The following is a 13242-nucleotide window of genomic DNA, read 5'->3' on the forward strand; positions in this document are numbered from 1 at the left end:
CCGATATACCGGATTGTTGTCCGATTTATCGGATGAATTTATACTGCACCTATTCACCGGCTCTGCGCAAGCGTGTCATTCAGCGGCACTCAATCGGGTAGATCGGACCCGTGGCACCATCAATGAGGTGATATGAGCGATTCCAGCACCAGGTCTTCCAGCACCACCACATCTTCCAGTGCCGCGGCTCCCCGCGCCCGCGGGGTCGATCGCGTTATCGCCCTGTGCGAACAGCTACATCTTCATCGTCAGCCGATGACGCCAAAGGCGTTGATGGAGGCGACGGGCGCGCCCCGCTCCAGCGTTTATGAGCTGGTCAATCTGCTCAGCGACGCGGGATGGTTGGAAACGGAAAGTGACGGCCGAGTCTTCTTCGGTCGGGCGATGCACTACTTTGGCCTCGACTACGCGGATCACAACGATTTGCTGAAGCGTGCTCGGCCAGTCATGCGTCAGCTGTCGGCGCGCTTCGACGAGACCACCCAGCTGTGCATGCTGGATGGCGACAAGTACACCGTGATGCTTAACGAAAACGGCGCCAGACCGTTTCGGATCAGCTCCGAAGTCGGGGTCAAAGTGCCGATTCCGTGGACGGCGTCCGGGCGAGTGCTGCTCGGAGGCATGGGGCGGGAATCCATGCTGGGACTGGTCCCGGAAGAGGACTTCATTCTCCCCGACGGCGAACGTATCGACATCGAAGGTTTCATCGCTGACATCGAACTGACCCGTCAGCGTGGTTATGCGCTCACCGAGGGTCTCGTCGACAGCTTCGCCTGCTGCATGGCGGTGCCGATCCAGGAAGGTACCGACCGAGCCCGTGCCACCCTCTGCTTCACTATCGGTCGCGATGCCGACGAATCGCGTCGCGAAACACTGATCGGCGCGCTTCGCGAGGCGTCCTTCATGCTCTCCAGCGGAGACTGAAATCCGCTGATTCCCCCATCTGGAGACAGGCAATGAACAATACGACCGCTTCAGGAGCCCCGTTGGCGCCAGTACAAAAAGGTACGCCGCTCTCGGCCCCCGCCAATTTGTTGAAGGACGTCCCCCTACCGGCGGCGGCGATCTTCGAAGCGCCGCTGGCGCACAATCTGGCCTGGATGCAGCGTTTCGCGGATGACCACGGTGCCAAGCTTGCACCCCACGGCAAGACGACCATGACCCCGGCGCTGTTCAAGCGTCAGGTCGAGGCGGGCGCCTGGGGCATCACGTTGGCGACGGCGGTGCAGACGGTGGCAGCACATGCGCATGGCATCGACCGCGTGCTGATGGTCAATCAGCTGGTCGGCCGACCCAACATGGCGCTGGTCGCGGATGCCATCGAGGCGGGCCTTGAATACTACTGTGTGATCGACGGCGTCGATAACGTTCGCGATCTGGGCGCGTTCTTCTCTGAACGAGGCCTTACGCTCAATGTGCTGATCGAGCTGGGCATCGATGGCGGTCGCTGCGGATGTCGCAACGCCGAGCAGGTCGATACGCTGGTGGCGGCCGTCGCGGCACAGCCGGCGTTGGCACTGGTCGGTATCGAAGGTTACGAGGGCATGATCGCCGGCGGCGACGAGATCGCTTCAGTGCGCGCCTATGGTGAACGACTGGTCGAGACCGTGCGTGCGTTGCGGGCCAGCGGTGTGCTCGAACGCGAGGCACCCATCGTCACCGCTTCCGGTTCCAAGTGGTTCGACCTGATCGCCGAGGCGTTCGACAAGGCAGAACTACGCGAGCATTACACGCCGGTACTGCGGCCGGGCTGCTACGTGGTTCACGATCACAAGCTTTATGCCGGCGCCATGGACAAGATCAAGGCTCGCGATCCGAAGCTCGAGGGCGAATTGCAGCCTGCACTCGAGGTGTTTGCTCATGTCCAGTCGTTACCCGAGCCGGGCCTTGCGATCATTGCGCTGGGCAAACGCGATATCGGTCATGAACCGGATCTGCCGTTGCCGCTACGGCTTTATCCCGCAAGCGCCACCTCCGATGCGGCTTCGGATGCGACTGTCGCGCCTGTCGATGTCAGTGCGTGGCGAACGACGAACATCATGGATCAGCACGTCTTTCTCGCGATCCCCGAGAATGCCGAGATCGCCGTGGGTGATGTCATTGCCTTCGGCACTTCGCATCCTTGCCTGACCTTCGACAAGTGGCGGCGAATGTTGCTGATCGACGACCAGTTGGCCGTTCAGGAGGTGTTGGAGACCTGCTTCTGATGACGGAACTGCATCCATCCATTTAAAAAGTGGAAATAGTTTCCATGAATATTGACGGCCGGCCGCTGCTCGCTTAACTTGACGTTCGTGAGCACTCGGTACTGGGGAAGTCCCATTGCCGATGCCAACGTTTTCAAGATGGGACGCATGACGAGTCGGCAGGCCAATGGTCGATTTTGCGGTTCATCTCCCGAGCGCTCTTCCGTCGGGATGAGACCTAACGAATCATTGACGGAAGTTTGTGGCGAGCCATCTGGCTCGCCTTTTTTATGTCGGTTTTCTGTTGGGAATTGTGAATGAGAGCCGCGTTTGGTTGTGTCCTTGCTGTGGGTTAAGTTTAATGCGTGGCGACTAACGTCGAAGGCGGCTGGCGGAAACCGGTGCCAGAACCTGCGATGTATCGAGTTTTCAATTGCCACAAGAGGTGGAAAGTTTGAGTCATCAAGGACGAAAGCCCGCTCAGGGAAAAACAGGGCGGCTGAAAACGCTCCTGGCCGCTGGGCTGGGAGTGACGAGCATGACCTGTGCCGGTCTGGCCCAGGCACAGCTCGAGGATTTCCAGGTCATGGACAATCCCGCCACGGCGGAAAAGCCGTTCGAAGGGACGGCCGAACTCGGTTACAACAAGATCAGCGGCAACAGCAATAGCGAGAGCCTGCGGGCGGGCGCCGACATGACCTGGTTCCGTGCCCCCTGGTCCTACAGCCTGAAACTCGCCACCAAAAGCGCCAGCGACAACGATGAGACGTCGGCGGAAGAGTATTTGGTTGCCGGACGTACGCGTTATAACCTGTCAACCGACAACTATCTGTTCGGCCTGGCGCGCTGGGACAAGGATCGTTTTTCCGGTTATGAATCCCAGTCGACATTGGCGGGAGGCTATGGCCGCCAGCTCCTGACTGGCCCGCCGCATTCGCTGACGGTGGAAGTCGGCCCCGGCGTGCGTCACGACGAGTATGAAGAGGGTGGCCACGACAATGTCGGTCTGCTCTACGCCGGGCTCGATTACGACTGGCAGTTCTCCGACACGTCGAAGTTCTCTCAGTCGCTGGCGACCGAGGCTTCGGAGGAGAACATCATCGGGCGTTCGGAAACGGCATTGACCGTGGCGATGAACGATACGCTGGCGTTGAAGATTTCCTACGAGGTGGAGTTCAACGATAGCCCACCGCCCGGCGCTTCCAGCCAGACCGATACCACCACGGGTGTCTCGCTGATCTATAACATGTGACGTCGGAATATTTGATCCGTCAGTGACAGATGGACGAGAAACGGGGCCGCGGCCCCGTTTCTCGTTTGCGCTCGGCTGCCCGTGCGGTCCGCCTCAATTCTGAACCGAGATGACGGAGCCCCCGTCGACACGAACATTGCTGCCGTTGACGAACGAGGCGTGCTGCGACACCAGCATGGCGATGACGAAAGCCACTTCGTCGGCTTCGCCACGGCGCTTGGCGACGATCCCTGGACGCTCTTCCTCCAGAAAGCTTTTGACCGCCTGTTCGAAGGAACAGCCGAGCTGCTCGGCTCGCTGCTTCATCATGCCATCGGTCATCGGAGTCGCAATGAAAGCCGGCGCGACGGTGTTGCAGAGCACCCCAGAGGCTGCTTCCTTATAGGACAGATTCTTGATGAAGGTGCTGAGGGAGGCCTTGGCGGTGTTGTAGACCGCTTCTTCCCAGTAGGGCTGGACGGTGTTCTCCGAGGTGATGCAGATAAAGCGGCCCCAGCCGTGCTCGCGCATCGCCGGAATCGTCGCGCGGGCCAGTCGCACCGCCGAGAAGAAATCGATCTCCCAGGCATCGCGGTAATCTTCATCGCCCAGTTCCAGCGGGTCGCCCTTGGCGCCGGTGACGCCCGCCGTGTGGACGACGATGTCGACCGCGCCGAAGCGCTCGATGCCCTGGCGAACCAGCGCATCGACTTCTTCCTGACGGGTGACGTCGGCGGTGACACAGAGCGGCTCGGCGTCGATCCCGCTGGCAGCCTGGACGAGAGCGTCCGCGTCGAGATCGCTGAGGACCAGATTGACGCCTTCGGCGGCCAGCTGTCTTGCCGTTGCCAGACCGATACCGCTTTGGGCGCCGGTGATCAGTGCTGTCCTGCCGCGAATGGCCAGATCCATGGTCAAGCCTCCTTGCTTAATACCGGATTGATGCGAGGTTACAAGCGTTCGAGATGTCAGCATGGTCAAATTCACGAATTCTCGCCAATCCCTGCAGGAAACGGGCTTTGCCTTGCGGGGATGGCATCGCGGCGCAAGAATAGGGCGCCGCACTCGATATCATCGATTCGAAAACCGCTGGAAAAGCGGTGACATTCTCATTGCAGGGAACGCCATGAAATTCCGTTATCTGTCGACGGCGCTATGTCTGGGCGTCGCCACGCCCTGCGCGGCGCTGGCGCAATCCGCTTCGGCGCCGTCATCTCCGCCCCCGTCCACGAGTCCGCAGGCACAGGCTCAACCGGTCATCGAAGTCACGGCGCCACGATTGGCCCGCGAGCTCTACGCGACGCCCGCCGCTGTCTCGGTCGTCGACCGCGATGAGATCCAGCAGGGGCAGCAGCGTGTGCGGCTGGATGAGTCATTGATCACGGTGCCGGGGGTGTTCATCCAGAATCGTGACAACTTCGCCCAGGGGCAGCGGGTCTCCATCCGCGGCTTCGGCGCGCGGGCGCCGTTTGGCGTGCGCGGCATCACGGTGGTCGTCGATGGCATTCCTTACACCCTGCCGGACGGTCAGGCCCAGCTCGACGCCATCGATCTCGACAGCGCCGAACGCATCGAGGTGATCCGCGGGCCGGCGGCGGTGCAGTACGGCAACGCCGCCGGCGGCGTGATCAGCGTCACCACCGCCGATGGTAGCGATGATCCGGGCAGTCACATCCGCGTGGAAGGCGGCAGTGACGGCTATCAGAAGACGGCGGTCAGCAACGGAGGCGTGAACGGCCCGTGGTCGCATCATGTCAGCGTCTCCGCGCTTAACGTCGACGGTTATCGCGACCACAGTTCGACCGAGAAGTATCTGCTCAACGCCAAGCTGCGCCGCGAGCTGGGCAGCGACCGGGCGCTGACGGCAATCGTCAATCTGCTCGACAATCCCCGCTCGGAAGATCCGGGCGGCTTGACCCGCAGCCAGGTGCACGAAGATCGCGATCAGGCGGGCGCTTTCACCCAAGAGTACGATACTGGCCAAGAGGTCGATCAGCAGGTGCTGGGGCTTCAGTATGAAGATCTGTCTGCCGGCCCGGGCGAGTTCTATCTCAAGGGCTTCTATCTCAAGCGCAATTTCGAGCAGCAGTTGCCGTACCCCGGCGATAGCCTGATCGACTACGACCGTGACTATTACGGCGGCAGTGCCGAATATCATCAGACGCTGAGTCTGGGCGACATGCCGCTGCGCTACGTGGCCGGAATCGATCTGGCACGCCAGGAAGACGATCGCGGACGCAAGAACGTCGCCTTCAATGGCGATGTCACCGGCAAGGTCGCAGACGAGACCCAGACGGCCACTTCAGTCGGCACCTTCCTGCAGGGCGATCTTGATCTCACCGAGCGATGGACGCTGTCGCTGGGCGGACGCTATGACCGGGTCGACCTGGATATCGACGACGACTATCTCAGCGATGGCGACAACAGTGGCGATCGCACTTTCCATGAATGGAGCGGTTCGGCCGGGTTGAGCTACCGCTATCGCCGCCATCATCAGGTCTACGTCAATACCGGTACCGCCTATGAGACGCCAACCTTCTCCGAGTTCGCCAACCCGGCGGGCATTGGCGGCTTCAATCCGGATATCGAGCCGCAAAAGTCCTGGAATCGGGAAATCGGCCTGCGCGGCAACTTCGACAACGGGCTCGACTATGACATCGCGCTGTTCTCGGTGCGCGTACGCGACGAGTTGGTGCCCTACGAAGGCGATGATGGTCGCACCTTCTACGAGAATGCCGGCGACAGTGATCGTGACGGGCTCGAAGTCGCGGTGGGGTGGCAGTTCGATCCGAGCTGGCGAATCGACAGCGCCTTGACGCTGGCCAAGTACGAGTTCGATAGCTACGACAGCGAAGCGGGCGACTACAGTGGCAACCGTATTCCCGGCTTGCCCGAGCAGACCTGGGTCAATCGGCTGACCTGGCAAGGGCTGGACCAGCGCTTTGCCACGCTCGAGACCCAGTATGTCGGCGACATGGTGGCGGACAACGCGGGCGATGTGGAAGTTGGCGACTACTGGCTGGTCAACCTGCGCGGCGGCGACGGCTGGCGCCTGGGTAGCGACACCGTACTCAAGCTCTACGGCGGTATTCGCAACCTTTTCGATATCGAGCACTACGCCAACGTGCGCATCAACGCCAGTAACGATCGCTATTTCGAGCCAGCACCGGGACGGACGGTCTATGCTGGTATCGGAATCGACTTCTGACGCGCTGATTGTCGGCGTCGATGTTGGGAACACGAGAGCGGCGACCGAGTATCGCCGCCATCCACTATGACTCGAGACACTCGAGTGGGTACAACGATGATTCAAGGAACCGTTATGCGTGTTTTTATTCCGTTTGTCGGGGCTCTGGTCCTGCTCTCCCTGATCGGTGGCTGTACGTTCAACCGTTATAACGATGGACAGCGCGAGGTGAAACCGGGCGTGCCGCAGGACGGCCCCACCCGTAATCCGGCGGATGCCTCACGTAATGACGACAGCTCGACCATGAGGCCGTGATCCCCAACTGCCTGAACATTGGATAATGGATGATCAGGCGCGACAAGGGTTGGCGAAAGGCGGGTGCGCCTCACCCAAACGCGANNCCGCTCGCGTTTGGGGAGTCCCTGAAATCGACGCGGTCAGAAAGGTTTCATGCAACGATAAGGGCATCGCGTGTTGAATCGATGACAAATGTCGTCATCGGCTATTCAGGATTGGTGAATGGCGATTTGTGACATGGGCTGGCCGGTTCTCAGGCGTTCGCAGTACCAGTCCACGAACTGTGAGACGCCGCTTTCCTGCTCCGGGGAGTAAGGTCCGGGCACATACGCGGGGGATTCGATGCCGCGCTGATTGTTCTCCACGACCACACGATCCTCATCGTTGGTATGCAGCCATACCGTCGTCAGGCGGTCGAGATCGTAATCGACACCCTCGACGGCATCCTTATGAACCAGCCAGGTCGTGGTGACTGCCGTTTCCATGGGGCCGATCGGGGTGACGCGAAAGGTCATGGACTGATCGGGCAGAAAATGGCCCCAGGTCGACGGGTAGTGAAATTTCATCAATGTCCCCGCATCCGGCAACCCCACATGCCCCAGCGGACGCTTCACGCCCGCCTCGCCATCCAGGGTGTAGCTCACCGCGTTGCCCTGTAACGGCATACGTGCCAGCCGGTACTGTCCGTCTTCGTCGATTCGAAACTGGGCGGGCACGCCCGCATCCTCACATCTCGTGAAATGTGCCTGAAGCCGCTCAGGCGTCGAGCCATCGGGTCGTACACCTGCGACTTCCGGATCAAGCGGGAACGATCGGCACAGTGACGGGTGGTTGCTTTCGCAGTGGTAGCACTCCCGATTGTTTTCCCAGACCAGCTTCCAGTTGGCTTTCTCGACGATCGTCGAGGTATGAGCGACCCTGGCGTTTTGCAGGTCATGTACCTGCAAATAGGGCGCAGCCAGTTGGGAAAATGCCTCGAAGTCCGGGGCCTCATCTGCCAAACAGATGTAAACAAGACCGTTCAGATCGCGACAGTTAATAGCCTTGAGGCCATGCTGGGGCAGATCGAAATCCGATGGCATGTCTCGAGCCCATAGCAGGCGACCGTCAAGCTCATAGGTCCATTGATGATAAGGGCATACGATCCTGGCCATTTGCCCCTGATCCTGCTGGCAAAGCATTGACCCTCGGTGACGACACGTATTATGAAAGGCGCGAATCGTATCGTCTTTTCCTCTCACAATAAGGACACGATAGGGACCAAGGGAATAGCTGAAATAGCTTCCATGTCTAGGCAGTTGGCAAGCGGGTATCACATATAACCATTCACGAAAGAAGAGTTGCTCCATGTCGTAATTGAAGATCAATGGTGACGTATAAAAGGGCTGTTCAAGGGAATATCCAGACTGCCGTCGCAGTAATAATTCCTTCAGCCAAGTCGTATCTCGTGTCATAGTCAGGTCACGCCGTCGTGTGGTGATTCTATACTCGACACTAGGCTCGGAGATAACTTCTCACAACATCGGATTTTTTTATGATGGCTTAGTTTTTGTAAGCCTTGGTGGCTTGGTTACAGAGCACCTGGGGTTTTAGACGTTAGTTTCAATAAATTATCAATGTCGTCAGCCGGTCACCGAATCATGCCAAAGCGCTACTACGATCTTCCTCCCATGCACGCGCTCGTCTGTTTCGAGTCGGCGGCTCGATGCCAGGGGTTCAAGGCGGCGGCCAGAGAATTGCACGTGACACCGGCTGCCATCAGTCATCAGATTAAAAATCTGGAGTCCGAGTTGGATCGCGAGCTTTTTCGGCGCCATCATCGAGGTGTCGAGCTGACGGAAAGTGGCGCCTATTTGCTGGTGGCGTTACAGAAAAGTTTTGAAAATATCTCTGACGTGACGAAACAGCTGCGGACTCAGAAAAGCCAGGGCGCTGTCACCATTAGTGCGACGACGGCTGTCAGCTCGTTATGGTTGACGCCGGCGCTGGCGTCATTCTGGCGAACGCATCCTCATATCCCGGTGTCGCAGGTTGTCAGTGACATTGAGGTGCCAAAATCCCGGTGGGATTTGAATATTCGATATGGAGATGCCGAGAAAGAAGCCATGCCATGCAGTGTTCTATTCCGAGACCGAATCATGGCATTGGGTAGCCCCCGCTTTGCCAGGGATAACGCGATCAAATCCCTCGATTCACTGCTGCGAGCGCCGCTGATTCATCTTGAAGTCGATGAGACGGGCTGGACCGGCTGGCACGAGTGGTTCCATGAGTTGGGCTGTTCCAGTCCGGGTACGCAAGGGTTCAGCGTCAATAATTACATCATCGCGCTGCAGGCCGCTCAGGATGATATGGGGGCGATTCTCGGCTGGGGGAGTCTGACCTCAAAACTGGTCCAGAGTGGAAAGCTGGTACCCCTGGTGCCGGAAAGCACCCCATCGCCGCTCGATTTCTACATTCGGGTCAATCCGCGGGCCTCTGGACGAGCGTTACAGCTTTGCGACTGGTTGTTGAAGACCCACGAGTGAAAGCGATTATATCGAGAATGATCAAAGGCGCATCTGTCCAGTCTGAGCAGGCGCGCCCGTCCAGTCTGAACAGGCAGGCACGCGAGGATGGGCCGGCCAGCACCGCACTCTATAAATCCTTGACCAATCTCAGGGCGTCGTAGATCGCGGCGTGGGTGTTGCGGTGCGAGATCGCATCTCCTATTCGGAATAGCTGAAAGCTTCCCGCTGGATTGCTATCCACGGACTGGGGGCTGCCGGCGATCAGGTTGTCATAATCTACCGCCCCGTGGTTCTTCGACAACGGCTTGAGGCTTTCATAAAGATCTTCCAGCGGCAGGGTGCCGAAGTTGACCACCACCTGATCTACTGAGCGCTCCTGCTCGAGGCGCGTGTAGTCACTGTCAACGGAGGCGATTAGCGCTTCCCCGTCGCGCCGGACACCGGTCAGGCGGAAGGTTGGCGTAAAGGTCACGTCCATCTGCTGTAGCGAGCGCATGTAGGGCACCAGGTTCATGGCCATGACTTCAGGCGCCAGGGCCCGGTCAGCGGTCATGTATTCCACTGTGGCGCCGGATTGTCCGATGATCTCTGCGGCCTGCAGGGCGGTATGATCGCCGGCATCGTCGTAAACGAGCACGTTGCGACCCGGCTTGGCATGCCCGGAGAGAATGTCCCATCCGGTTACCGCCAGCTCGTTACCGAACTTGAGTTCCAGTTCGTTGGGAAGCCCTCCGGTAGCCACGATCACTACGTCGGGCGATTCAGCCATCACCTCATCGTTTTCGGCGAAGACGTTGAAATGAAAGTTGACGCCCATGGCCTGGCAGCGCTCGACGCGCCAGTCGATGATGCCCATCATCTCTCGGCGGCGCTCGCTCTGGGCGGTCAGGCGAATCTGGCCGCCCGGCGCGTCGGCCGCCTCGAAAACGACGACTTCGTGACCCCGTTCGGCGGCCACGCGCGCAGCTTCCAGCCCGCCCGGTCCGGTGCCGATTACCACCACCTTGCGTTGGGTGGCCGCCGGTTCGATGGTGTGGGGCATGGTCGTCTCGCGACCGGTTGCGGGGTTGTGGATACAGTAGGCGGCACCGCCCTGATAGATACGGTCCAGGCAGTAGTTGGCGCCAACGCAGGGGCGAATCTCTTCTTCACGACCTTCGATGACTTTGCGCATTAGGTGCGGGTCCGCCATGTGGGCGCGGGTCATGCCGATCATATCCACCTTGCCGGAAGCGATCGCATGGCGGGCGGTGGCGACATCCTGAATCTTGGCGCCGTGGAACACCGGAAAATCGACCTCGCGTTTGATGTCGCCGGCAAAATCCAGATGCGGGGCGCTGGGCATGCCCTGGATGGGAATGACGTCAGTCAGCCCGGGATCGGTATCGATGTGGCCCTTGACCACATTGAGAAAATCCACCAGGCCGCTCTGCTTCAGGCGATGAGAGATGTCTCGGCCGTCGCTGGCGTCGAATCCCCCCGGCAGACACTCGTCACCGGTATAGCGTACGCCCAGCAGGAACTTGTCTCCTACGCGCTGACGGATGCTCTGGAGTACCTCGAAGGTGAAGCGCAGCCGGTTCTCCAGATTCCCACCGTAAGGCGCATCGAGTTCGTTGGTCAGTGGCGACCAGAACTGGTCCATCAGGTGGCCGTATGCCTGTATTTCGAGCCCGTCCAGGCCGGCGGCATGCATGCGCTCGGCGGCGTCGGTGTAATCCTGGATCAGGCGCTCGATATCCCAAAGCTCGGCCTTTTTGGGATACGCCCTGTGCGACGCTTCCCGATGATGTGACGCCGAAACGATAGGTAGCCAGTCTCCCTTGTCCCAGCGCGTTCTGCGTCCCAGGTGTGTCAGCTGAATCATCACTGCCGTGCCGTGCTCATGGCAGGCATCACTGAGTTCGCGCATCCAGGGTACGACCTCATCCTTGTAGGCCAGAATGTTGTTGAAAACCGGCGGGCTGTCCCGTGAGACGGCGGCGGAACCGGCGGTCATGGTGAGAGCGACCCCCGCCTTGGCACGCTCGACGTGGTAGGCGCGATACAGCGCCTTGGGCATGCCGTCTTCCGGGTAGGCCGGTTCGTGGGATGTCAGCATGACGCGGTTCTTGAGCGTCAGGTGCTTGAGCTGCAGCGGCTGAAGTAGCGGGTCGTTCTTCACGGTCAGGATCCCTTTGTTGGCCGGGGTTGACACAACGCTATTCGCCCCTGTACACATTTGTCAATCCACATGACACTGCTGTACACAAAGGTCGAAGTCACCGATTATCAGCGCTACCGTTCCCTGCGATAAATTGATTCGACCTTGTCAGTTTGAGATCCAGTTCGAGAGAGGCCTTTTGTGAAAGACGCTCCTGCCAGTAACGCTCAAGCCGTCAGTACCAACCAGTCCGCCTGGATCGATGCCGCTTATGGCCTGCTGATTCGTTCGGGCGTCGGCGCCGTCAAGATCGTGCCGATGGCGAAACAGCTGAAGACGTCACGCACCAGCTTTTACTGGTTGTTCAAGGATCGGGAAGAGATTCTGGCCGCGCTACTCGACCGCTGGGAACGCCACAATACCGATGCCGTGATTCGTCAGAGCGAAAAATATGCGTCGTCGATCGTCGAGGCCACGCTCAATGTCTTCGACTGCTGGTTCGATGCTAATGTTTTCGATTCCGAGTTCGAACACGCGGTGAGAAGCTGGAGTCTGCAGGATTCCGGGGTGGCCGAGCGAATCGGTCACGCCGACGCCAGGCGTCTCGACGCCCTGCAGCAGATGTTTGTCCGCTACGGTTATGACACGTCAGAGGCCGATACCCGTGCCAGGACGATTTATCTGATTCAGATCGGCTACATCTCGATGCAGACCCATGAATCCGGCACCACGCGTATCAGCCGCGTGGCCCAATACGTCGAAATTTTCACCGGTCAAACGTGCACCTCTGCAGATCTGGAACGCTTTGCCTCGCGTCATCAGGTGCGGTTTCCGTCTGAGGAGTTAGCGGCGGCCCAACAGAAGAGGGCTGTATGAAACAGACTCTCGGGATCATCGGCGGTAACGGCTGGTTGGGTAGCGCGGTGAGCCGTTCGATCCTGGCTCGCGGCGTGATTGCACCGGAGCAGCTTGTGGTGACGGCGAGCCGCTCAGGGTATCGCTACGCGCAGTGGCCCGGCGTGACTTGCGTCGATGACGTTGAGGCACTGCTGGTGCTTGCTGACGTGGTGATGATCTCGGTGCGGCCTGAACAGTTCGACGATCTCGAGATCAGGGACGCCCTGCAGATCAAGAGCGAACACAAGCTCGTGATGTCACTCATGGCGGGCGTCTCCCAGGCCCGGTTGGTTCAAGCCACGGGCAGTGATCGAATCGTGCGGGCCATGCCCAACGCGGCGGCGGCGATTGGCGCTTCGTATACGCCCTGGTGTGCCACGGCGGCCGTGTCTGAAGTCGAGCGGCAGTGGATCCAGACTCTTCTCACGGCCTGCGGAACTGCAGATGAACTCAATGATGAAGGCCAACTCGACACGCTGACCGTGTTGACCGGTAGCGGCCCCGCGTTTCCCGCATTGCTCGCCGATGCGCTGATCAATCACGCACTCGAACAGGGGATTCCCGAATCCGTCGCCAGACGAGGCGTGCTTTCCAGTCTCGCCGGCAGCCTATCGTTGATGCTCGACGGCGATGATCAGCTCGGCGATGTCGTGAGCCGTTTTCTGGCGTATGACGGCGTCACGTCACGTGGGCTGGAGGCCATGATCGAACGCGGCTTTGAGCAGACCGTTCGCCAGGGGCTCGATGCCGCACAGGCCAGACTGAGCGGCACAGAGTGAGAACCTTGCCAGGCA

The 13242-nt window shown here is 59.6% G+C and carries 11 protein-coding genes; 8 read left to right on the plus strand and 3 right to left on the minus strand.

All coding sequences use genetic code 11. The annotated features are described in order from the left end of the window. The first annotated feature begins 132 nt into the window (after positions 1-132). The 3 genes from DOM27_RS02735 (at position 133) to DOM27_RS02745 (ending at position 3438) form a co-directional block, all read left to right on the plus strand. Positions 133-924 (plus strand): IclR family transcriptional regulator, encoded by a 792-nt coding sequence (locus DOM27_RS02735; RefSeq protein ID WP_110654513.1) that lies wholly within the window; start codon positions 133-135, stop codon positions 922-924. A 32-nt stretch (positions 925-956) separates the two neighbouring features. Next, a complete protein-coding gene (locus tag DOM27_RS02740; protein ID WP_110654514.1) occupies positions 957-2207 on the plus strand; it encodes an amino acid deaminase in 1251 nt (416 codons plus the stop codon). Between the two features lie 517 nt (positions 2208-2724). After that, positions 2725-3438, plus strand: a complete 714-nt coding sequence (locus DOM27_RS02745) for a DUF481 domain-containing protein (RefSeq protein ID WP_110654515.1) — start codon at positions 2725-2727, stop codon at positions 3436-3438. A 93-nt stretch (positions 3439-3531) separates the two neighbouring features. Here DOM27_RS02745 and DOM27_RS02750 read toward each other — a convergent pair whose 3' ends face one another. After that, a complete protein-coding gene (locus tag DOM27_RS02750) occupies positions 3532-4329 on the minus strand; it encodes an SDR family NAD(P)-dependent oxidoreductase (protein WP_110654516.1) in 798 nt (265 codons plus the stop codon). Between the two features lie 214 nt (positions 4330-4543). Between DOM27_RS02750 and DOM27_RS02755 the strand changes: the two genes are divergently transcribed. Both DOM27_RS02755 and DOM27_RS02760 read left to right on the plus strand, forming a co-directional pair. Then, positions 4544-6625: a TonB-dependent receptor family protein gene (locus tag DOM27_RS02755; RefSeq protein WP_110654517.1), complete on the plus strand. Its 2082-nt coding sequence runs from the start codon at positions 4544-4546 to the stop codon at positions 6623-6625. Between the two features lie 114 nt (positions 6626-6739). Further along, entirely contained in the window at positions 6740-6919 is a 180-nt protein-coding gene (locus tag DOM27_RS02760) for a hypothetical protein (protein WP_110654518.1), read from the plus strand. 191 nt (positions 6920-7110) lie between these two features. On the opposite strand, the gene DOM27_RS02765 is transcribed toward DOM27_RS02760, so the two are convergent. Further along, positions 7111-8355: an aromatic ring-hydroxylating oxygenase subunit alpha gene (locus tag DOM27_RS02765; RefSeq protein WP_110654519.1), complete on the minus strand. Its 1245-nt coding sequence runs from the start codon at positions 8353-8355 to the stop codon at positions 7111-7113. A 216-nt stretch (positions 8356-8571) separates the two neighbouring features. Between DOM27_RS02765 and DOM27_RS02770 the strand changes: the two genes are divergently transcribed. After that, positions 8572-9426: a LysR substrate-binding domain-containing protein gene (locus DOM27_RS02770; RefSeq protein WP_223162261.1), complete on the plus strand. Its 855-nt coding sequence runs from the start codon at positions 8572-8574 to the stop codon at positions 9424-9426. Positions 9427-9535: 109 nt separating this feature from the next. On the opposite strand, the gene DOM27_RS02775 is transcribed toward DOM27_RS02770, so the two are convergent. Beyond that, on the minus strand, positions 9536-11572 hold the full coding sequence (locus DOM27_RS02775) for an NADH:flavin oxidoreductase (RefSeq protein WP_110654521.1): 2037 nt from the start codon (positions 11570-11572) through the stop codon (positions 9536-9538). 180 nt (positions 11573-11752) lie between these two features. Between DOM27_RS02775 and DOM27_RS02780 the strand changes: the two genes are divergently transcribed. Together DOM27_RS02780 and DOM27_RS02785 are read left to right on the plus strand one after the other, a co-directional pair. Next, on the plus strand, positions 11753-12427 hold the full coding sequence (locus DOM27_RS02780) for a TetR/AcrR family transcriptional regulator (protein ID WP_110654522.1): 675 nt from the start codon (positions 11753-11755) through the stop codon (positions 12425-12427). Continuing rightward, positions 12424-13227 carry a pyrroline-5-carboxylate reductase family protein gene (locus tag DOM27_RS02785; RefSeq protein WP_110654523.1) on the plus strand — a complete coding sequence of 268 codons (804 nt, stop codon included), beginning with the start codon at positions 12424-12426 and terminating at the stop codon, positions 13225-13227. The genes DOM27_RS02780 and DOM27_RS02785 overlap by 4 nt, the downstream gene beginning before the upstream one ends. Positions 13228-13242 lie beyond the last annotated feature (15 nt).

Source organism: Salinicola halimionae (genome assembly GCF_003206065.1).
GTDB lineage: Bacteria > Pseudomonadota > Gammaproteobacteria > Pseudomonadales > Halomonadaceae > Salinicola > Salinicola halimionae.

What these genes read in the sequence shown, in the direction of transcription:
- DOM27_RS02745 (WP_110654515.1), top strand. Translation starts at nt 2,725, where the DNA reads ATGACCTGTGCCGGTCTGGCCCAGGCACAGCTCGAGGATTTCCAGGTC.
- DOM27_RS02735 (WP_110654513.1), top strand. Translation starts at nt 133, where the DNA reads ATGAGCGATTCCAGCACCAGGTCTTCCAGCACCACCACATCTTCCAGT.
- DOM27_RS02755 (WP_110654517.1), top strand. Translation starts at nt 4,544, where the DNA reads ATGAAATTCCGTTATCTGTCGACGGCGCTATGTCTGGGCGTCGCCACG.
- DOM27_RS02750 (WP_110654516.1), bottom strand. Translation starts at nt 4,329, where the DNA reads ATGGATCTGGCCATTCGCGGCAGGACAGCACTGATCACCGGCGCCCAA.
- DOM27_RS02740 (WP_110654514.1), top strand. Translation starts at nt 957, where the DNA reads ATGAACAATACGACCGCTTCAGGAGCCCCGTTGGCGCCAGTACAAAAA.
- DOM27_RS02770 (WP_223162261.1), top strand. Translation starts at nt 8,572, where the DNA reads ATGCACGCGCTCGTCTGTTTCGAGTCGGCGGCTCGATGCCAGGGGTTC.
- DOM27_RS02785 (WP_110654523.1), top strand. Translation starts at nt 12,424, where the DNA reads ATGAAACAGACTCTCGGGATCATCGGCGGTAACGGCTGGTTGGGTAGC.
- DOM27_RS02760 (WP_110654518.1), top strand. Translation starts at nt 6,740, where the DNA reads ATGCGTGTTTTTATTCCGTTTGTCGGGGCTCTGGTCCTGCTCTCCCTG.
- DOM27_RS02765 (WP_110654519.1), bottom strand. Translation starts at nt 8,355, where the DNA reads ATGACACGAGATACGACTTGGCTGAAGGAATTATTACTGCGACGGCAG.